Below are 20,122 nucleotides of genomic sequence, written 5' to 3'. Positions count from 1 at the left end.
CTGCATCGTGTTTAGAAAGTGCACCTGACAATGGTTTGTTGTTAGGTGCCTCCGATTCTTAACCCCGGCTTGCCGGGGTTTTTTATTGTGAAACGCGGTGTGGGTCTATGGCCGCAGAGTCAATCTGGAACGGCACAAGCGTTGCTGTGGCCTGTGCGCTGCGTCCGTGCCTACGTTCAAAGAAGCCACATGCGCCACGTCGGGCGTTTAACATCGCCTGGCACTTTGGAAGAGTCCTTCGGTATGGGGGATTGGGCTTCCCCTCCGTCAGCCAAGCTGGCGACCAAGAACTCGCGGTGTGGCGTGGTATACGCCTTAACTGCCTCAGTCTTCAGTTTGCTGGGTAGGCAAGTGAAGCAGGCAAAATTGGGGTAGTGTGGCGTCGGCGCTGCTGCTTTTTTTACTTAACGTGTAACAACACTTCATGTCCCAGATTGATCCAGCAGTCACCATTGAACTGGCTGAGCGCAGCTATCACATCCTCATTGGAGGGGGAGTTTTGGCCAATGCCGATTCCTATGCAGATTTGCCCCGGGCCAGCGCAGCGCTGATTGTGAGTAACACCACGGTAGCCCCTTTGTACGTAGATGCTTTGCGGGCTGCGCTTGCTGGGCGCTATCCACAAATTCATGAGCTGCGACTGCCGGATGGTGAGGAATACAAAAACTGGCAAACATTGCAGCGGATCTTTGATTCGCTGCTGTCCAACGCGTGCGACCGCAAGACAACCATCTTTGCGCTGGGCGGCGGGGTCGTTGGTGACATGACGGGTTTTGCCGCAGCCAGCTACATGCGGGGTGTGCCTTTTGTGCAGGTACCCACCACGCTGCTGGCCCAAGTGGACTCTTCGGTGGGCGGCAAAACGGCCATCAACCACCCTTTGGGCAAGAACATGATTGGCGCGTTCTACCAGCCGCAGTTGGTGGTGTGCGACCTTGCGGTGCTCGATACGTTGCCAGCGCGTGAGTTCAGTGCCGGTCTTGCAGAGGTCATCAAATACGGACCAATCTCGGACATGGCCTTCTTTGATTGGCTGGAACGGAATATGGATGCCCTGATCGCGCACGACCGCGACGCCCTGGCGCACGCTGTACGGCGCAGTTGCGAGATCAAGGCCTGGGTTGTCGGCCAGGATGAAAAAGAGACGGGCCTTCGTGCCATCCTCAATTTTGGCCATACCTTTGGGCACGCCATTGAAGCCGGCATGGGTTATGGCGTGTGGCTGCATGGTGAGGGTGTTGGTGCCGGCATGGTGATGGCGGCAGAGCTTTCTCACAGGCTTGGCTTGGTGGGCGGCGAGTTTGTGGCCCGCCTGAATCTGCTGATCCAGCGCGCGGGGTTGCCCACCAAGGGGCCCATTCTGGACGCCGCAGACAATGCCGGCCGTTATTTGGAACTGATGCGCATCGATAAGAAATCCGAAGCCGGTGAGATCCGATTTGTCGTGATCGATGGCCCGGGCAAGGCGGCAGTGCGCGCTGCACCGGACAGCCTGGTGCGCGAAGTGATTGATGCCTGTTGTGCCTAGAAGGTGCTTGTCCCCAATTGCTATAAATAATATAGCTATTTGCGCTGTATAGATAAGCGCTGGCGGCAATTTTGATTCCGATCTCTGACCTGGCCCCGTACGCCTGCCACCCAGCTGCGACCAGGGGGCGGCGCTACCCCGAAACACCGGCACCCACGCGGACCGAATACCAGCGTGATCGGGACCGGATCGTGCACTCCACTGCATTTCGGCGATTGGTCTACAAGACGCAGGTCTTTCTCAACCATGAAGGGGACCTGTTTCGCACACGCCTGACGCACTCGCTGGAGGTCGCCCAATTGGGGCGGTCCATCGCTCGCTCCTTGCGCATCAACGAAGACCTGGTGGAAGCGATCTCGTTGGCCCACGATCTTGGGCACACGCCGTTTGGACATGCCGGCCAGGATGCGCTGCATGGATGCATGGCGGAGCACGGGGGCTTTGAGCACAACCTGCAGAGTTTGCGGGTGGTGGACAAGCTGGAGGAGCGTTATCCACAGTACGACGGACTGAACTTGACCTTCGAGACGCGTGAAGGCGTGCTCAAGCACTGTTCCAGGCAACACGCACAGCAGTTGGAGCGGGAAGAGCCCGGTAGCGTCGGTGCAAGGTTTTTGCGCCGGGAGCAGCCCAGCCTGGAGGCGCAGCTGTGCAACTTAGCCGATGAAATCGCCTACAACGCGCACGACATCGATGACGGCGTGCGCTCTGGGCTGATCACGCTGGCGCAATTGCAGGACGTGCCCTTGTTCGACCAGTACCGCGCTGCTGCCCAGGCCGAGTACCCGGATCTCGTGCAGCCGCTGCTGCAACGGCGCCTGTTGTTTGAAGCCATACGGCGCATGCTCAGCGCGCAGGTTTATGACGTGATTGATGCCACGCAGGCAGCACTGGCCAGGCACGCGCCCACTGATGTGCAGGCTGTGCGCCAATCGCCGTCGCTCGTGATGTTTGGCGATGCCATGCGTGCGCGCTCGCTGGAGCTCAAGCAGTTCCTCTTCAAAAACCTGTACCGCCATCCACGCGTCATGGAGACCACGGGACGTGCGCAGGAGGTCGTGCGCGACCTGTTTGCAGCGTACACGGCCTCCCCCCAAGAAATGAAGGCGGCGTTTGCCGAGCAGGCCTCTGTGGATTGCGGCCCGCGGCGGGCAAGGGCTGTGGCGGATTTCATTGCGGGCATGACAGACCGGTTTGCAGCGCGGGAGCATGAGCGCCTGACGGGGCGGCGGCTTTTCGACTAGCGGCTGTGGGGGTGGGCAGGGCGCCCGGTAAAATCAACCCCGCACTTCTTCGCGCCCCGTGCGCCTGTTTCATGACTTCCTCCCCCCCCTTTACGGCCTCGGTGGCCTCTTCGGAGCCTGCCGATTTGTTCGTTCGCAGCACCGTCCGTTGGCTGGAGCGAGCTGTGATCGGGCTCAACCTCTGCCCTTTTGCCAAGGGTGTTCATGTTAAGGGGCAGATTCACTACGTGGTCGCGCTGACCGGAGACTTGATGGACGTACTGGCTCTTCTGCGCAGTGAGCTGTCTGCCCTGGTGGCGACCCCTGCCGAAACGCGGGACACCACCTTGCTGATACTCCCTTACTGCCTCCAGGATTTTCTTGATTTCAACGATTTTCTGGGAGATGCGGAGGCACTGCTGGAGGCGATGGAGCTCGACGGCACGCTGCAGATCGCGAGTTTTCACCCCCAGTTTCAGTTTGCGGGAACCGATGGGGATGACGTGACCAATTGCACCAACCGTTCGCCATACCCCACACTGCATCTGCTGCGGGAGGAGAGCATCGACCGCGCCGTGGAGGTGTTTCCGGAGGCGGAAACAATTTTTGAGCGAAATATTGAGGTGCTGCAGGCATTGGGCATGCAGGGCTGGTCTGCGCTGGATGTGGGCCCCAGCGCTGGCACGCCATCGCTGCCGGAGGCGAACCAGGACGTTCGATGATGAGAAAGACCAAAGACCTCTCTGCAGCCCGCGCGCAGCAGCCACATGCTTCCCGCCCGAAGACAGCCGCCTCCAAGGCCGAGTCTGCGGAGCTTTCCGAACTGCGGCCGGGCCAGTCGATAGAACTGCTCAAGGAACTGCACATCCTCACGCGCGATGGACGCCTGAATCAGGACTCGCGGCGCAAGCTCAAGCAGGTCTACCACCTGTTCAACTTCATCGAGCCGCTGCTCACGGAGCTTGCCACCACCGACCAGGGGCCGACGCTCGCAGACCATGGGGCGGGCAAGTCGTATCTGGGTTTTATCCTGTACGACCTGTACTTCAAGGCCCTGGGGCACGGGCACATCTACGGGGTGGAAACGCGCGCCGAGCTGGTGGACAAATCCCGCCTGCTGGCGCAGAAGCTGGGCTTTGAACGCATGTCGTTCCTGAATGTGTCGGTGGCGGAATCCACCGGTGCAGATGAATTGCCAGCCAGGATCGATGTGGTCACCGCGCTGCATGCCTGTGACACCGCCACGGACGATGCCATTGCTTTCGGCCTGCAGAAACAGGCCCGGGCGATGGTGCTGGTGCCGTGCTGCCAGGCTGAGATGGCCGCCTGCCTGCGGCAGGGCAAGGCCTTGCAGCTGTCGCGCACGCCCTTGGCCGAGCTGTGGCGCCACCCGCTGCACACGCGCGAACTGGGCAGCCAGGTCACCAATGTGCTGCGCTGCCTGTACCTCGAGGCGAGTGGCTACCAGGTCACCGTGACGGAGCTGGTAGGCTGGGAGCACAGCATGAAGAATGAGCTGATCATTGCCCGCTACACGGGACAGAAAAAGCGCAGCGCCTCGGAGCGCCTGCGCGCCATTCTCGAAGAGTTTGGCCTCGACAAGGCGCTGGGGGCTCGCTTTGGTCTGAAGCCGGAGGCTCGCGATACCCAGGTTGCCCTGGAATTGGTGCCGGACTGACGTCGCGCCGTACGTTGTTGCCGGGGTGAGAAGAAATCGGGGACGGATTTATGATCATCCTCCCCCTAGCTCCCATCAACATCCATGGCCCGCCTGCCGCGCCTGACCCTGCCGGGTCATCTGCACCACGTCATCCAGCGCGGAAACAACCGCCAAAGCATCTTCGCGGACCGCGAAGACTTCGAGACCATGCTTTCGCTGCTGGCAGACAATGCACAGAAATTTGGTGTTGCGGTGCATGCCTATGTGCTGATGGACAACCACTTTCACCTGCTGGCCACGCCCACTACTGCTGACGGCCTTCCGCAGATGATGCAGGCGGTAGGGCGGCGCTACGTGCAGTATTTCAACCGGCGCCACGCCCGTACGGGCACCCTGTGGGAGGGGCGCTATCGTTCCACGGTGCTGCAGCCCGAGCGGTATCTCCTGCCTTGCATGGTCTACCTTGATCTGAACCCGGTGCGGGCCGGGCAGGTGGCGCAGCCTGGCGACTACCCGTGGTCCAGCCATGCCCATTGGCTGGGACTGCGCCATGACCGTTTGCTCACACCGCATGCTTTGTACTGGGCGCTGGGCAACACGCCGTTTGCGCGCGAGGCGGCGTATGCCGCGCTGGTGCAGGCGGGCATCGGCTCGCAGGAGCAGACTGTGCTGACGTCATCCGCACTCAGTGGTTGGGCGCTGGGCGACGCTGAATTTGTTCAAGAGTTGCAAAAGCACACACCGCGCCGGGTAACCCAGGGACAAGCCGGTAGGCCGGCGCTTCGCAAAACATCTGAATAAATATGGCATTAGCGCTTGCTGTTGTTGGGTTGATTGCTATTAAATTTGATACGTCCCTAATAAAAAATGAAATTCAATTTTCATTCGTAAATTAAGAATCTGACCCTAATTAATTTTCTTGCCAAAAGATGTTGCAATGCACTAATCTTCCACTCCCTGCGAAAAATATAGGAGTGCGCCATGACCACGGCTGCCGAGATCCAGCACCTGCAACAACACGGTTTGTATTCATCGGGTAACGAACACGACGCCTGCGGCCTCGGGTTTGTGGCCCACATCAAGGGCATCAAGCGCCACGACATCGTGACGCAGGCTCTGAAGATTCTGGAAAACATCGACCACCGTGGCGCGGTGGGTGCCGACCCGCTGATGGGCGACGGCGCCGGCATCCTGATCCAGATCCCTGACGCGCTGTACCGCGAAGAGATGGCCAAGCAAGGCGTAACCTTGCCAGCAGCGGGCGAATACGGTGTGGGCATGATTTTCCTGCCCAAGGAGCACGCCTCGCGACTGGCTTGTGAGCAAGAGATGGAGCGCGCCATCAAGGCCGAAGGCCAGGTACTGCTGGGCTGGCGCGATGTGCCGGTCAATGTGGACATGCCCATGTCCCCCACTGTGCGCAAGAAGGAGCCCATCCTGCGCCAGGTGTTCATCGGCCGTGGCAACGACGTGATCGTGCAGGACGCGCTGGAGCGCAAGCTGTACGTGATCCGCAAGACGGCCAGCGCCAACATCCAGGCCCTCAAGCTCAAGCACAGCAAGGAATACTACGTTCCCTCCATGTCCAGCCGCACCGTGGTCTACAAGGGCCTGCTGCTGGCCGACCAGGTGGGCGTGTACTACAAAGACCTGTCCGACGAGCGCTGCGTCTCGGCCATCGGTCTGGTGCACCAGCGTTTCTCCACCAACACCTTTCCAGAGTGGCCGCTGGCCCACCCCTACCGCTATGTGGCGCACAACGGTGAAATCAACACCGTCAAGGGCAACTACAACTGGATGAAGGCGCGCGAAGGCGTAATGGCCTCGCCTGTGCTCGCGGCCGACCTGCAAAAGCTCTACCCCATCAGCTTCGCCGACCAGTCCGACACCGCCACGTTCGACAACTGCCTCGAACTGCTGACCATGGCCGGTTACCCCATCAGCCAGGCCGTGATGATGATGATCCCCGAGCCCTGGGAGCAGCACACCACCATGGACGAGCGCCGCCGCGCCTTCTATGAATACCACGCTGCCATGCTGGAGCCTTGGGACGGCCCCGCCTCCATCGTGTTCACCGACGGACGCCAGATCGGCGCTACGCTGGACCGCAACGGCCTGCGCCCCTCGCGCTACTGCATCACCGACGACGATCTGGTCATCATGGGCTCCGAGTCGGGTGTGTTGCCGGTGCCCGAGAACAAGATCGTGCGCAAGTGGCGCCTGCAGCCCGGCAAGATGTTCTTGATCGACCTGGAACAAGGCCGCATGATCGACGACGACGAGCTAAAAGCCAACATCGTCAACACCAAGCCCTACAAGCAGTGGATCGAAAACCTGCGGATCAAGCTCGACAGCATTGACGCGGGCGCGCAAGTGGCCGCACCGCAGCCTGCCGATCTGCCGCTGCTCGACCGCCAGCAGGCCTTCGGTTACACGCAGGAAGACATCAAGTTTCTGATGGCGCCCATGGCCAAGAATGGTGAAGAGGGCATTGGCTCGATGGGCAATGACAGTCCGCTGGCTGTGCTGTCGGGCAAGAACAAGCCGCTGTACAACTACTTCAAGCAGCTGTTCGCCCAGGTGACGAACCCGCCGATCGATCCGATCCGCGAAGCCATCGTGATGTCGCTCAACAGCTTCATCGGACCCAAGCCGAACCTGCTGGACATCAACCAGGTCAACCCGCCGATGCGGCTCGAAGTGAGCCAGCCCGTGCTCGACTTTGCCGGCATGGCCAAGCTGCGCGACATCGAAAAGTACACGCAAGGCAAGTTCAAGAGCGTGACCATCGACATCACCTACCCACTGAACTGGGGCCGTGAGGGGGTGGAAGCCAAGCTCGCCTCGTTGTGCGCGCAGGCTGTGGATGCCATCAAGGGCGGCGCCAACATCCTGATCGTGAGCGACCGCGCCGTGAGCGCTACCCAGGTGGCAATCCCTGCGCTGCTGGCGCTGTCCGCCATCCACCAGCACCTGGTGGGAGCGGGCCTGCGCACCACGGCCGGCCTGGTGGTCGAGACGGGCACCGCGCGCGAAGTGCACCACTTTGCCGTGCTGGCGGGCTACGGCGCCGAGGCCGTGCACCCCTACCTGGCCATGGAAACCCTGGCCGAGATGCACAAGGACCTGGGCGGCGACCTGTCGGCCGACAAGGCCATCTACAACTACGTCAAGGCCATCGGCAAGGGCCTGTCCAAGATCATGTCCAAGATGGGCGTGAGCACCTACATGAGCTACTGCGGCGCCCAGCTGTTCGAGGCCATCGGCCTGAATACGGAAACCGTGGGCAAGTATTTCACCGGCACCGCCAGCCGTGTGGAAGGCATCGGAGTGTTCGAGATCGCCGAAGAGGCCATCCGCATGCACAAGGCCGCGTTTGGTGACGACCCCGTGCTCGAGACCATGCTGGACGCCGGTGGCGAATACGCCTGGCGCGCCCGGGGCGAAGACCACATGTGGACGCCCGATGCGATTGCCAAGCTGCAGCACAGCACGCGCGCCAACAACTGGAACACGTACAAGGAATACGCCCAGCTGATCAACGACCAGAGCAAGCGCCACATGACGCTGCGCGGTCTGTTCGAGTTCAAGATCGACCCCGCCAAGGCGATCCCGGTCGACGAAGTCGAGCCCGCCAAGGAAATCGTCAAGCGCTTCGCCACGGGCGCCATGTCGCTGGGTTCCATCTCCACCGAGGCCCACGCCACGCTCGCCGTGGCCATGAACCGCATCGGCGGCAAGAGCAACACCGGCGAAGGTGGTGAGGACGCCGCACGCTACCGCAACGAACTCAAGGGCATCCCGATCAAGAAGGGCGACACGCTCAAGAGCGTGATCGGTGCCGAGAACGTGGAGGTCGACCTGCCCCTGCAGGACGGTGACTCGCTGCGCAGCCGCATCAAGCAGGTGGCATCGGGCCGCTTCGGTGTCACGGCCGAATACCTGTCGTCGGCCGACCAGATCCAGATCAAGATGGCCCAGGGTGCCAAGCCCGGCGAGGGTGGTCAGCTGCCGGGTGGCAAGGTTTCCAACTACATCGGCAAGCTGCGCCACAGCGTGCCCGGCGTGGGCCTGATCTCGCCCCCGCCGCACCACGACATCTACTCCATTGAGGATCTGGCCCAGCTGATCCACGATCTGAAGAACGTGGCACCGCATGCGGGCATCAGCGTCAAGCTGGTATCTGAAGTGGGCGTCGGCACCATCGCGGCCGGCGTGGCCAAGTGCAAGAGCGACCACGTGGTGATCGCCGGGCACGACGGCGGCACGGGCGCATCGCCCTGGTCGTCCATCAAGCACGCCGGCGGCCCGTGGGAAATCGGCCTGGCCGAAACCCAGCAGACCCTGGTGCTCAACCGCCTGCGCGGCCGCATCCGTGTGCAGGCCGACGGCCAGATGAAGACCGGCCGCGACGTCGCCATCGGCGCACTGCTGGGCGCTGACGAGTTCGGCTTTGCCACGGCACCGCTGGTGGTGGAAGGTTGCATCATGATGCGCAAGTGCCACCTGAACACCTGCCCCGTGGGCGTGGCCACCCAAGACCCCGAACTGCGCAAGAAGTTCTCGGGCAAGCCCGAGCACGTGGTGAACTATTTCTTCTTCATCGCCGAAGAAGTGCGCCAGATCATGGCCCAACTGGGCATTCGCAAGTTCGACGACCTGATCGGCCGCACCGATCTGCTCGACATGCGCCAGGGACTGGAACACTGGAAGGCACGTGGCCTGGACTTCAGCCGCCTGTTCGCCCAGCCCAACGTGCCCGCCGATGTGCCGCGCTTCCACGTGGACGTGCAGGACCACAACATCGAGCACACGCTGGACCGCAAGCTCATCGAGCGCAGCAAGCCCGCCATTGAAAAGGGCGAACGCGTGCAGTTCATCGAGGTGGCGCGTAACGTGAACCGCTCGGTCGGCGCCATGCTGTCCGGTGCTGTCACCCGCGTGCACCCCGAAGGCCTGCCCGACGACAGCATCCGTATCCAGCTCGAAGGCACGGGCGGCCAGTCGTTCGGTGCGTTCCTCACGCGCGGCATCACGCTGTACCTGATCGGCGACGCCAACGACTACACGGGCAAGGGTCTGTCGGGAGGCCGCGTGGTCGTGCGCCCCAGCATCGATTTCCGCGGTGACGCCGTGCGCAACACCATCGTTGGCAACACCGTGATGTACGGCGCCACCACGGGCGAAGCCTTCTTCAGCGGCGTTGCCGGTGAGCGTTTCGCTGTGCGTCTGTCGGGCGCCACCGCAGTGGTGGAGGGCACGGGCGACCACGGTTGCGAATACATGACCGGGGGCACCGTGGTGGTGCTGGGCAAGACTGGCCGCAACTTTGCGGCGGGCATGAGCGGCGGCGTGGCATACGTGTACGACGAAGACGGTCAGTTCGACACCCGCTGCAACATGTCCATGGTGACGCTGGAGCGCATCCTGCCCGCCACCGAACAGGAAGCCACGGTGCCGCGCTCGATCTGGCACAACGGACAGACCGACGAAGCCCAGCTCAAGAAGCTGCTGGAAGACCACAACCGTTGGACGGGCAGCAAGCGCGCACGCGAGCTGCTCGACAACTGGGCCGCATCGCGCAGCAAGTTCGTCAAGGTCTTCCCGACCGAGTACAAGCGTGCGTTGGCTGAAATTTATGAACGAAAAGTGCTGGAGGAGTCCGCTACACCTGCGGTAGCTGCTACCAAAAAAGAAGTGGCACCCGCCAAGTAAGGCGACGTCACCCACCTTCGCACAGCATTCATAGACAAGGACATCGTCATGGGAAAAACTACCGGCTTCATGGAATACGAGCGCATCGAAGAGGGCTACAAGCCTGTGCCCGAGCGCTTGAAGCACTACAAGGAATTTGTCATCGGGCTGGATGAAAGCCAGGCCAAGGTGCAAGGCGCGCGCTGCATGGACTGCGGCACGCCGTTCTGCAACAACGGCTGCCCGGTGAACAACATCATTCCGGACTTCAACGATCTGGTGTACCACGCGGACTGGAAGAGCGCGATTGAGGTGCTGCACAGCACCAACAACTTCCCCGAGTTCACCGGCCGCATCTGCCCCGCACCCTGCGAGGCCGCCTGCGTGCTCAATGTGAACGACGACGCCGTGGGCATCAAGTCCATCGAGCACGCGATCATTGACCGTGCGTGGGAGGAGAGCTGGGTACAGCCACGCGTTGCCAAGCACAAAACGGGCAAGAAGGTGGCCGTGGTGGGCTCTGGCCCCGCAGGTATGGCGGCAGCACAGCAACTCGCGCGCGCTGGCCACAGCGTCACGCTGTTTGAAAAGAACGACCGCGTGGGCGGGCTGCTGCGCTACGGCATTCCGGACTTCAAGATGGAGAAGTCGCACATTGACCGCCGCGTCAAGCAGATGGAAGCCGAAGGCGTGGTGTTTCGCACCGGCGTGTTTGTGGGCGCCGCCAAGGACGGACTGGGCAAAGATTCCAAGGTCACCAACTGGGCCAAGGAAACCGTCACGCCCGAGCAGCTGAACAAGGAGTTCGATGCCGTGCTGCTGACCGGTGGCGCCGAGCAGTCGCGCGACCTGCCTGTGCCGGGCCGTGACCTCGATGGCATTCACTTCGCCATGGAGTTCTTGCCCCAGCAGAACAAGGTCAACGCGGGCGATAAGCTCAAGGGCCAGTTGCGCGCCGAGGGCAAACACGTCATCGTGATTGGTGGCGGCGACACCGGCAGCGACTGCGTGGGCACCAGCAACCGCCACGGCGCTGCGAGCGTTACACAGTTCGAGCTGATGCCACAGCCGCCCGAAGAGGAAAACCGCCCGTTGACCTGGCCCTACTGGCCCATCAAGCTGCGCACCAGCTCCAGCCACGAAGAGGGTTGCGAACGCGAATTCGCCATCTCCACCAAGGAATTCATCGGAGAAAAAGGCAAGGTCACCGGCCTCAAGACCGTGCGTGTGGAGTTCAAGGACGGCAAGATGGTCGAGGTGGCTGGGTCTGAGAAGATCCTGAAGGCCGATCTGGTGCTGCTGGCCATGGGTTTCGTGAGTCCGGTGGCTGCCGTGCTGGAAGCTTTTGGCGTGGACAAAGATGCCCGGGGCAATGCCCGCGCCACGACCGACTTCGATGGCGGTTATGCCACCAACGTGCCCAAGGTGTTCGCTGCTGGCGACATTCGGCGTGGTCAGTCGCTGGTGGTCTGGGCCATCCGCGAAGGCCGCCAGGCCGCGCGTGCAGTCGATGAGTTCCTCATGGGGTACTCAGACCTGCCGCGCTGATCGGCTGCGGAACATGCAATCGAAACGGCGCTGCGGCGCCGTTTTTCATGGCGGGTTGGTCAGGGCGTAAAGCGATCGGTGGATATGCCCTTGGAAGTTGGGAGGGGAGGGGCGGCGGACGCATTATTGGGCGAGGCCACCGACTGGACCCGGCGCGCGCCCGCCAGTCCAGGTGGATGGCCCCGCCTTCCACGTCTGCGCATCTTTATTGGCACAATCGAGGGTTCTGTCAATCCGGGGTTGTATGGCGTCTGAGCGACCATCCATCTCATGATGCAGATGCTTCAAGATGCAAACATACATGTATGTATGTTTGCATCTTGAGCTACCATCGCGGCTTCCTGCGGCCCGAGGAATCACTGTGTGGTGACTGACGACCCGGAATCCTGAATCTATTTGCATGTCTGACCCCTCCCACCTTGCCGAACTGCGCAATGTCACGTTCTCCTACGGAGACCGCGACATCCTGCGCGACGTTTCGCTGACCGTGCCGCGTGGCAAGGTCACGGCGCTGATGGGCGCCTCCGGTGGGGGCAAGACCACGGTGCTGCGCCTGATAGGGGGGCAGCAGCGGGCTTTGGGCGGTGAAGTCCTGTTTGACGGGCAGGACGTGGGTCGCCTTGATGCGTCTGGCTTGTACACCGTCCGCCGCCGGATGGGGATGCTGTTCCAGTTCGGGGCATTGTTCACCGACCTGAGTGTTTTCGAGAATGTGGCCTTTCCGCTCAGGGAGCACACCGACCTTTCCGAAGCGCTGATCCGCGACGTGGTCCTCATGAAACTGCATGCCGTGGGCCTGCGCGGCGCACGTGATCTCATGCCCAGCGAGATTTCGGGGGGAATGGCCCGGCGGGTGGCCCTGGCCCGTGCCATTGCGCTGGACCCGGAGCTGGTGATGTACGACGAGCCTTTTGCGGGGCTGGACCCCATTTCACTGGGAACGGCGGCGCAGCTGATCCGCCAGCTCAATGACGCCATGGGCCTCACGAGCATCGTGGTCTCGCACGACCTGGAGGAAACCTTCCGGCTGGCAGACCACGTGATCATCCTCGGGGCTGGCGTGGTGGCCGCTCAGGGCACGCCAGATGAGGTGCGTGCCAGCACGGACCCCCTGGTCCACCAGTTTGTCAATGCCTTGCCCACAGGGCCGGTACCCTTTCATTACCCTGGCCCTGACGAGGTGCAGGACTTCGGACCTGTGGGAGGGCGTGCACGGTGAGCTGGTACAACCCCTCCGATGTCGGTTTTGCCGTGCGCCAAAAGCTGGCCGACATTGGCATGGGCGCGCGTCTTTTTGTACGGCTGGTGCGGATGGTGGGTGCCACCTTCATGCGGCCTTCGCTGGTGCGCGACCAGGTGCATTTTCTGGGCAACTACTCGCTGGCCATCATTGCGGTGTCTGGCCTCTTTGTGGGTCTGGTGCTGGGGCTGCAGGGGTATTACACGCTGCAGCGCTACGGTTCAGCAGAAGCGCTGGGTCTTCTGGTCACGCTGTCGCTGGTGCGGGAGTTGGGGCCCGTGGTCACCGCCTTGCTGTTTGCGGGGCGGGCGGGCACGTCGCTGACGGCCGAGATTGGTTTGATGCGCGCGGGCGAGCAGCTCAGCGCAATGGAGATGATGGCGGTGGACCCCGTCCAGCGCATCCTCGCCCCCCGCTTCTGGGCCGGCGTGATCACGATGCCCCTGCTGGCGGCGGTGTTCAGTGCGGTGGGGGTGATTGGTGGCTGGAGCGTGGGCGTGCTCATGATTGGCATCGACCCCGGCGCTTTCTGGAGCCAGACGCAGGGCGGCGTTGACGTGTGGAAAGACGTGGGCAACGGTGTGCTCAAAAGCGTGGTGTTCGGTGTTGCCGTCACCTTCGTGGCGTTGCTGCAGGGCTTTACTGCCAAGCCCACGCCCGAGGGAGTGTCGCGTGCCACCACGCGCACCGTGGTGATGGCGTGCCTGGCCGTGCTGGGGCTCGACTTCGTCCTCACGGCCCTGATGTTCAGTATCTGAGGCTGGCGATGCTGGCAGTGAAGAGGAAACAAACAATGCAACGCTCCAAAAACGATCTCTGGGTTGGACTGTTCGTGATGCTGGGGGCCGTGGCACTGGTGTTTCTGGCGCTCCAGTCCGCCAATTTGCTGAGCCTGAATTTCCAGTCCGGCTACCGCATCACGGCGCGCTTTGACAACATAGGCGGGCTCAAGCCCCAGGCAGCGGTGCGCAGTGCTGGCGTGGTGGTCGGGCGTGTGGAGTCCATCACGTTCGACGACAAGACCTACCAGGCGCGGGTGACGCTGGCAATGGAAAACCGCTACGCTTTCCCCAAGGACAGCTCCCTCAAGATTCTCACCAGCGGCCTGTTGGGTGAGCAGTACATCGGTATCGAGGCCGGGGCGGACGAGAAGAACCTTGCTGCGGGCGACATGGTCACCGCGACCCAGTCTGCCGTGGTGCTCGAAAACCTCATTGGACAGTTTCTCTACAGCAAAGCCGAAGACGGCGGTAAGCCCGCAGGGGCAGGTGACAAGAAATGAAGAACTTTGAAACAACCACCCTGCCCACCGGCTCCAAGCAAGAGGGCTTGCCACGTGCGCTGGGCGGTTTGGCGCTGCTGCTTGCTGGCGCGCTGCTTTCGGGCTGTGCCACCGTGGCCAACCCCGACCCGCGTGATCCGCTGGAGTCCTACAACCGGAGCATGACCAACTTCAACGAGCAGGTTGATGCCATGGTGCTCAAGCCGGTGGCGATTGCCTACCAGGACATCACGCCCGCCCCGGTGCGCACGGGGGTGAGCAACTTTTTCGCCAACATCGGCGATGTCTGGTCGTTTGTGAACAACGTGCTGCAGCTGCGCGCGGAGGCCGCCGCCTCGACGTTCATGCGCGTCAATGTCAACACCTTCATGGGTCTCGGTGGGGTGCTGGATATCGCCAGCGAGCTGGGCATAGACCGCTACAAGCAGGACTTTGGCCTGACGCTGGGCCGATGGGGCGTGGGAACCGGCCCATACCTGGTGCTGCCGGTTCTCGGTCCGTCCACGGTGCGCGACACCTTTGCGCTGCCGGTGGACATGAAGGGCAACGTGGTGAGCTATGTGGACCCAGTCTCGGCCCGGAACACGCTCTATGCACTGCGGGTGGTGGACACGCGCGCCAATCTTTTGCGGGCAAGCTCCGTCCTGGACAGTGCCGCGCTGGACAAATACAGCTTCACGCGGGACGTTTTCCTGCAGGTGCGCAGCCAGGCTGGTGAGCTGCAGAACAGCAAGGGCTCGGACGGCAAAGACGCCAACGATGGCGTATTGCCGCAAGAGCCTCCCCGTTGAGGTGATCTTCGGGGAGGCTCTGCCCGCCGATGGCGGCTAGAGCGCGGGCGACCGTGTTGCACTTGCTTGCAAACCGCAACGCCCGCGACGCATGCGTTGTTTCTGCGGCCACCACAATGCAATACGGGCATGCCGGATGGCGGCTCATGACTGAACGAGAAAGTAGAGGATAGAGGACATGATGAACCGACGTTCCCTGGGCCACCTGGCACTGTGTGCTGCCGCCGTGGCATCTCTGGGCTTGCCGCTGGCCGCTCTGGCGGCAGACGAAGCGCCGGACGCGATGATCAAGCGCCTGTCCACCGACGTGCTCAACACTGTGAAGTCCGACAAGGCGATTCAGGGCGGCGACTTGACCAAGGTGATCGCGCTGGTGGACAAGACCGTGATGCCCAACGTCAACTTTCGCCGCATGACTGCCGCTGCCGTGGGGCCAGGCTGGCGCCAGGCCACGCCCGAGCAGCAAAAACGCCTGCAGGACGAGTTCAAGATCTTGCTGGTGCGCACCTATGCGGGTGCGCTGGCGCAGGTCAACGACCAAAGCATCCAGGTCAAGCCGTTGCGCGCTGCGCCCGAAGACAAGGACGTGCTGGTGCGCACCGAAATCGTGGGCCGTGGCGACCCCATTCAGCTTGACTACCGCCTCGAAAAAACCCCTGGCGACGGCGCAGGCTGGAAGATCTACAACCTGAATGTGCTGGGTGTCTGGCTGGTGGAAACCTACCGGGGCCAGTTTGCCCAGGAGATCAACGCCAAGGGTATTGATGGCCTGATCGAGACCCTGGCTGCGCGCAACAAAGCCAACTCCACCGCCAAGGGCTGAGCCTCCTCCATGCTGGTTCTCCCCCCCGAGCTGACCCACCGCCAGGCCACAGCCTGCCTGCAGATGCTTCTGCAGGGGCTGCGCGTGCACCGTGAAAGTGGTGTGGTGGTGGATGCGAGCGCGATGACGGTGTTTGACAGCTCGGCCCTGGCCGTGCTGCTGGAATGCCGGCGTGAGGCGCTGTCAGTGGGCAAGACCTTTGCCGTGCAGGGGTTGCCCACGGCGCTGCGCGGCATGGCGGGCTTGTACGGCGTTGGCACCTTGCTCACGCCCGTGTCCTGAGGCTGCATACCCTTCGCCATAACGCAGTTCGGGGCAAGGCCGTAAAATCAGGGGCTTCATGCCCGCAGTCTCCTTCCAAGCCATCTCCAAGACCTTTGCCACGCCCAAAGGCCCTTTTCAGGCACTGAACCAGGTCAACCTGGACATTGAGGAGGGCGAGTTCTTCGGACTCCTCGGCCCCAACGGTGCCGGTAAAACCACCCTGATCAGCATCCTCGCGGGCCTGGCGCGCGCCAGCAGCGGCCGTGTGCTGGTGCAGGGCAGCGACGTGCAGGCCGACTTTGCCGAGGCGCGCCGCAAGCTCGGTGTGGTGCCGCAGGAACTGGTGTTCGACCCCTTCTTCAACGTGCGCGAATCGCTGCGCATCCAGTCCGGCTATTTCGGCGTGAAGAACAACGACGCCTGGATCGACGAGCTGCTGGAGAACCTGGGCCTTACCGACAAGGCCAACGCCAACATGCGGCAACTCTCGGGCGGTATGAAGCGCCGCGTGCTCGTGGCGCAGGCGCTGGTGCACAAGCCGCCCATCATCGTGCTCGATGAACCCACGGCGGGCGTGGACGTGGAGCTGCGCCAGACCCTTTGGCACTTTGTCGCGCGCCTGAACAAGGAAGGCCACACGGTGTTGCTGACCACGCATTACCTGGAAGAAGCCGAAGCCCTGTGTGGCCGCATTGCCATGCTCAAGTCCGGCCAGATCGTAGCGCTGAACCGCACCAGCGAACTGCTGCAGGCGGCTTCAGGCAGCATCCTGCAGTTCAAGACCGATGCGGCTTTGCCACCCGCCCTGGCGATGGCGGCGCGTGTCACCGGTCGTATCGTGCAACTGCCCGCGCACGACGCCGCAGAGATCGAAAGCCACCTGGCAGCGCTGCGCGTAGCGGGCGTAGAGGTGCATGACATGGAGATCCGCAGGCCGGACCTGGAGGATGTGTTCTTGCAGGTGATGTCCGGTACGTCTGCGTCCAACATCCCACTCGAAGGTGTCGCGCTATGACCGGCTGGCAGACCCTGTTCTACAAGGAAGTCCTGCGGTTCTGGAAGGTCAGCTTCCAGACCGTTGCCGCGCCGGTGCTCACGGCCGTGTTGTACCTGCTGATCTTCGGTCACGTGCTCGAAGACCACGTCAAGGTCTACGACCGCATCAGCTACACCGCCTTTCTGGTGCCCGGCCTCGTGATGATGAGCGTGCTGCAAAACGCCTTTGCCAACAGCTCGTCGAGCCTGATCCAGAGCAAGATCATGGGCAGTCTGGTGTTTGTGCTGCTCACGCCGCTGTCGCACTGGGCCTGGTTTGTGGCCTATGTGGGCTCGTCCATGGTGCGCGGGCTGGTGGTGGGGCTGGGTGTGTTCATCGTCACGCTGGCTTTTGCGCGGCCAGAGTTTGCGGCGCCGCTGTGGATACTGGTGTTTGCGGTGCTGGGCGCGGGCCTGCTGGCCACGTTGGGGCTCATTGCCGGGCTGTGGGCCGACAAGTTTGATCAGCTCGCCGCGTTCCAAAACTTCGTGGTCGTGCCCATGACGTTCCTCTCGGGCGTGTTCTATTCCATCCAGTCGCTGCCGCCGTTCTGGCAGACCGTGAGCCACCTCAACCCGTTTTTCTACATGATTGACGGGTTCCGCTATGGCTTCTTTGGCCAGAGCGATACCTCGCCCTGGCTCAGCCTCAGCATCGTGGGCATCGCCTGGCTGGCCGTGAGCTTTCTCGCCGTGCACCTGCTGCGCACCGGCTACAAAATTCGCAACTGATTCCGAGCCCAACATGACCGCTGACCAACTCAAAGACATCATCGCCGCCGGCCTGGCCTGCGAACACATCACGCTGGAGGGCGATGGGCGCCACTGGTACGCCACCATCGTCTCGGCCGAGTTCGAGGGCAAGCGCGCCATCCAACGCCACCAGCGCGTGTACGCCACGCTGGGCGCGAAAATGCATACGGATGAAGTTCACGCGCTGTCGATGAAGACCTTCACCCCCGCCGAGTGGGCGGCGCAAGCGCAGTGACACTGCCTGTCTGGTTACTCATTTATTGATAGCAGTTGGTGCTTGATAGATAAGCGCTAAGGGCCATTTTCATTCATATTTTGGTTGTTAGATAGAGATGGACAAACTCCTGATTCGCGGCGGACGCACCTTGCAAGGCGAGGTGCTGGTCTCTGGCGCCAAGAACGCCGCCTTGCCGGAGTTGTGTGCCGCGCTGCTCACCGCCGACCCGGTGACCCTGCTCAACGTGCCCCAGCTGCAGGATGTGAGCACCATGCTCAAGCTCATCCGCAATATGGGCGTGACCGCAGAGCGCGCCGACGACGGCACGGTGCGCATCGACGCCAGTGCGCTCAACACGCCCGAGGCGCCGTACGAGTTGGTCAAGACCATGCGTGCCTCGGTGCTGGCGCTGGGCCCGCTGCTGGCCCGCTTTGGCGAGGCCACGGTGTCGCTGCCCGGCGGCTGCGCCATCGGTTCGCGCCCGGTGGACCAGCACATCAAGGGCCTGGCCGCCATGGGCGCCGAGATCGTGGTCGAACACGGCTACATGATCGCCAAGTTGCCTGCGGGTTGGACGCGTTTGAAGGGCGCGCGCATCACCACCGACATGGTCACGGTGACGGGCACCGAAAACTTCCTCATGGCCGCTGCGCTGGCCGAAGGCGAGACGGTGCTCGAAAACGCCGCGCAAGAGCCCGAGATTTCGGACCTGGCCGAGATGCTGATCGCCATGGGCGCGAAGATCGAAGGCCACGGCACCAGCCGCATCCGCATCCAGGGCGTGGACCAACTGCACGGCTGCACCCACCGCGTGGTGGCTGACCGCATCGAAGCGGGCACCTTCCTGTGCGCCGTGGCGGCCACGGGCGGTGATGTGGTGCTGCGCCATGGCCGCGCCGACCACCTGGATGCGGTGATCGAAAAGCTGCGTGAGGCCGGTGCCGCCTTGCAATCGGTCGAGGGCGGTATCCGCGTGCAAAGCGCGGGCGGCGCCACGCTCAAGGCCCAGGGCTTTCGCACCACCGAGTACCCCGGTTTCCCCACCGACATGCAGGCCCAGTTCATGGCGCTCAACTGCATCGCGCAGGGCACGGCCACGGTGACCGAGACAATTTTTGAAAACCGCTTCATGCATGTCAATGAGCTGGTGCGGCTGGGTGCCAAGATCCAGACCGATGGCAAGGTGGCGGTCATCGAAGGCCTGTCCACCACATCCAGCCGCCTGTCCGGCGCCACCGTGATGGCCACCGACCTGCGCGCGTCCGCCAGCCTCGTCATCGCAGGCCTGGTGGCCGATGGCGAAACCGTGGTGGACCGCATCTACCACCTGGACCGTGGCTATGACTGCATGGAAGCGAAGCTACGCGGCATTGGCGCCGACATCGAACGGATCTCAGCATGAGCAACAACATGATCACCCTGGCGCTTTCCAAGGGCCGCATCTTTGACGAAACCCTGCCGCTTTTAGCTGCCGCCGGCATCGAGGTGCTGGAAGACCCCGAGAAGTCGCGCAAGCTCATCCTGCCCACCAACCAGCCCAATGTGCGGGTGGTGCTGGTGCGCGCCACCGACGTGCCCACCTATGTGGAATACGGCGGCGCCGACATCGGCGTGACCGGCAAGGACACCCTCATCGAACACGGTGGCCAGGGGCTGTACCAGCCGCTGGACCTGCAGATTGCCAAGTGCCGCGTGAGCGTTGCCGTGCGCAACGACTTCGACTACGAGCGTGCTGTCAAGCAGGGCTCGCGCCTGAAGGTCGCCACCAAGTACACGTCGATTGCGCGTGACTTCTTTGCCACCAAGGGTGTGCACGTGGACATGGTCAAGCTCTACGGCAGCATGGAACTGGCGCCGCTCATCGGCCTGGCCGATGCCATCGTCGACCTGGTGTCCACCGGCAACACGCTCAAGGCCAACCATCTGGTGGAGGTCGAGCGCATCATGGACATCAGCTCCTACCTCGTGGTCAACCAGGCCGCGCTCAAGCTCAAGCAGGCACCGCTGCGCCGCATCATTGATGCGTTTGCTTCGGCCATCCCTGCCCCCAAGAACTGAACCCAC

18 protein-coding genes are annotated in these 20,122 nt (G+C 62.5%); all 18 read left to right on the top strand.

The annotated features are described in order from the left end of the window. Positions 1-424 precede the first annotated feature (424 nt). The 18 genes from aroB (at position 425) to hisG (ending at position 20,116) form a co-directional block, all read left to right on the top strand. Positions 425-1,528, top strand: a complete 1,104-nt coding sequence (aroB, locus tag ACQ4MJ_RS16355) for a 3-dehydroquinate synthase (protein ID WP_431151957.1) — start codon at positions 425-427, stop codon at positions 1,526-1,528. 74 nt (positions 1,529-1,602) lie between these two features. Further along, positions 1,603-2,772 carry a deoxyguanosinetriphosphate triphosphohydrolase gene (locus tag ACQ4MJ_RS16350; RefSeq protein WP_431153056.1) on the top strand — a complete coding sequence of 390 codons (1,170 nt, stop codon included), beginning with the start codon at positions 1,603-1,605 and terminating at the stop codon, positions 2,770-2,772. A gap of 71 nt (positions 2,773-2,843) precedes the next feature. Then, a complete protein-coding gene (locus tag ACQ4MJ_RS16345) occupies positions 2,844-3,473 on the top strand; it encodes a DUF1415 domain-containing protein (protein ID WP_431151958.1) in 630 nt (209 codons plus the stop codon). Then, positions 3,473-4,429 carry a class I SAM-dependent methyltransferase gene (locus ACQ4MJ_RS16340; protein WP_431151959.1) on the top strand — a complete coding sequence of 319 codons (957 nt, stop codon included), beginning with the start codon at positions 3,473-3,475 and terminating at the stop codon, positions 4,427-4,429. Before ACQ4MJ_RS16345 ends, ACQ4MJ_RS16340 begins: the two co-directional genes overlap by 1 nt. 84 nt (positions 4,430-4,513) lie before the next feature. Beyond that, the gene (locus tag ACQ4MJ_RS16335) at positions 4,514-5,212 is read left to right on the top strand and encodes a transposase (protein WP_176888457.1); all 699 of its coding nucleotides are present in this window, start codon (positions 4,514-4,516) and stop codon (positions 5,210-5,212) included. A gap of 180 nt (positions 5,213-5,392) precedes the next feature. Continuing rightward, on the top strand, positions 5,393-10,126 hold the full coding sequence (locus ACQ4MJ_RS16330; protein ID WP_121422425.1) for a glutamate synthase-related protein: 4,734 nt from the start codon (positions 5,393-5,395) through the stop codon (positions 10,124-10,126). A gap of 48 nt (positions 10,127-10,174) precedes the next feature. Then, the gene (locus ACQ4MJ_RS16325; RefSeq protein ID WP_431151960.1) at positions 10,175-11,653 is read left to right on the top strand and encodes a glutamate synthase subunit beta; all 1,479 of its coding nucleotides are present in this window, start codon (positions 10,175-10,177) and stop codon (positions 11,651-11,653) included. A 400-nt stretch (positions 11,654-12,053) separates the two neighbouring features. Further along, positions 12,054-12,872 (top strand): ABC transporter ATP-binding protein, encoded by an 819-nt coding sequence (locus ACQ4MJ_RS16320; protein ID WP_431151961.1) that lies wholly within the window; start codon positions 12,054-12,056, stop codon positions 12,870-12,872. Next, positions 12,869-13,651, top strand: a complete 783-nt coding sequence (gene mlaE / locus ACQ4MJ_RS16315) for a lipid asymmetry maintenance ABC transporter permease subunit MlaE (RefSeq protein ID WP_055399256.1) — start codon at positions 12,869-12,871, stop codon at positions 13,649-13,651. Before ACQ4MJ_RS16320 ends, mlaE begins: the two co-directional genes overlap by 4 nt. A gap of 35 nt (positions 13,652-13,686) precedes the next feature. After that, a complete protein-coding gene (gene mlaD / locus ACQ4MJ_RS16310) occupies positions 13,687-14,175 on the top strand; it encodes an outer membrane lipid asymmetry maintenance protein MlaD (RefSeq protein ID WP_426306557.1) in 489 nt (162 codons plus the stop codon). Then, positions 14,172-14,966 (top strand): MlaA family lipoprotein, encoded by a 795-nt coding sequence (locus ACQ4MJ_RS16305; RefSeq protein ID WP_431151962.1) that lies wholly within the window; start codon positions 14,172-14,174, stop codon positions 14,964-14,966. The genes mlaD and ACQ4MJ_RS16305 overlap by 4 nt, the downstream gene beginning before the upstream one ends. Before the next feature lie 178 nt (positions 14,967-15,144). Continuing rightward, positions 15,145-15,789 carry an MlaC/ttg2D family ABC transporter substrate-binding protein gene (locus tag ACQ4MJ_RS16300; RefSeq protein ID WP_055399250.1) on the top strand — a complete coding sequence of 215 codons (645 nt, stop codon included), beginning with the start codon at positions 15,145-15,147 and terminating at the stop codon, positions 15,787-15,789. 9 nt (positions 15,790-15,798) lie between these two features. Then, positions 15,799-16,071 carry an STAS domain-containing protein gene (locus ACQ4MJ_RS16295; RefSeq protein WP_055399248.1) on the top strand — a complete coding sequence of 91 codons (273 nt, stop codon included), beginning with the start codon at positions 15,799-15,801 and terminating at the stop codon, positions 16,069-16,071. A 58-nt stretch (positions 16,072-16,129) separates the two neighbouring features. Further along, complete coding sequence (locus tag ACQ4MJ_RS16290; protein ID WP_055399246.1) at positions 16,130-17,068, top strand: ABC transporter ATP-binding protein; 939 nt, start codon at positions 16,130-16,132, stop codon at positions 17,066-17,068. After that, positions 17,065-17,820 (top strand): ABC transporter permease, encoded by a 756-nt coding sequence (locus tag ACQ4MJ_RS16285; RefSeq protein ID WP_121507446.1) that lies wholly within the window; start codon positions 17,065-17,067, stop codon positions 17,818-17,820. Before ACQ4MJ_RS16290 ends, ACQ4MJ_RS16285 begins: the two co-directional genes overlap by 4 nt. Positions 17,821-17,833: 13 nt before the next feature. Then, positions 17,834-18,076 (top strand): BolA family protein, encoded by a 243-nt coding sequence (locus tag ACQ4MJ_RS16280; protein ID WP_010462096.1) that lies wholly within the window; start codon positions 17,834-17,836, stop codon positions 18,074-18,076. A 97-nt stretch (positions 18,077-18,173) separates the two neighbouring features. Continuing rightward, a complete protein-coding gene (murA, locus tag ACQ4MJ_RS16275) occupies positions 18,174-19,460 on the top strand; it encodes a UDP-N-acetylglucosamine 1-carboxyvinyltransferase (protein WP_431151963.1) in 1,287 nt (428 codons plus the stop codon). Then, entirely contained in the window at positions 19,457-20,116 is a 660-nt protein-coding gene (hisG, locus tag ACQ4MJ_RS16270; RefSeq protein WP_431151964.1) for an ATP phosphoribosyltransferase, read from the top strand. The genes murA and hisG overlap by 4 nt, the downstream gene beginning before the upstream one ends. Positions 20,117-20,122: the final 6 nt, after the last annotated feature.

The organism is Acidovorax facilis (assembly GCF_050626955.1).
GTDB classification, from domain to species: domain Bacteria; phylum Pseudomonadota; class Gammaproteobacteria; order Burkholderiales; family Burkholderiaceae_C; genus Acidovorax; species Acidovorax facilis.
Note: the sequence above shows the minus strand (reverse complement) of the source record. Positions and strands in the feature narration are given on the sequence as shown.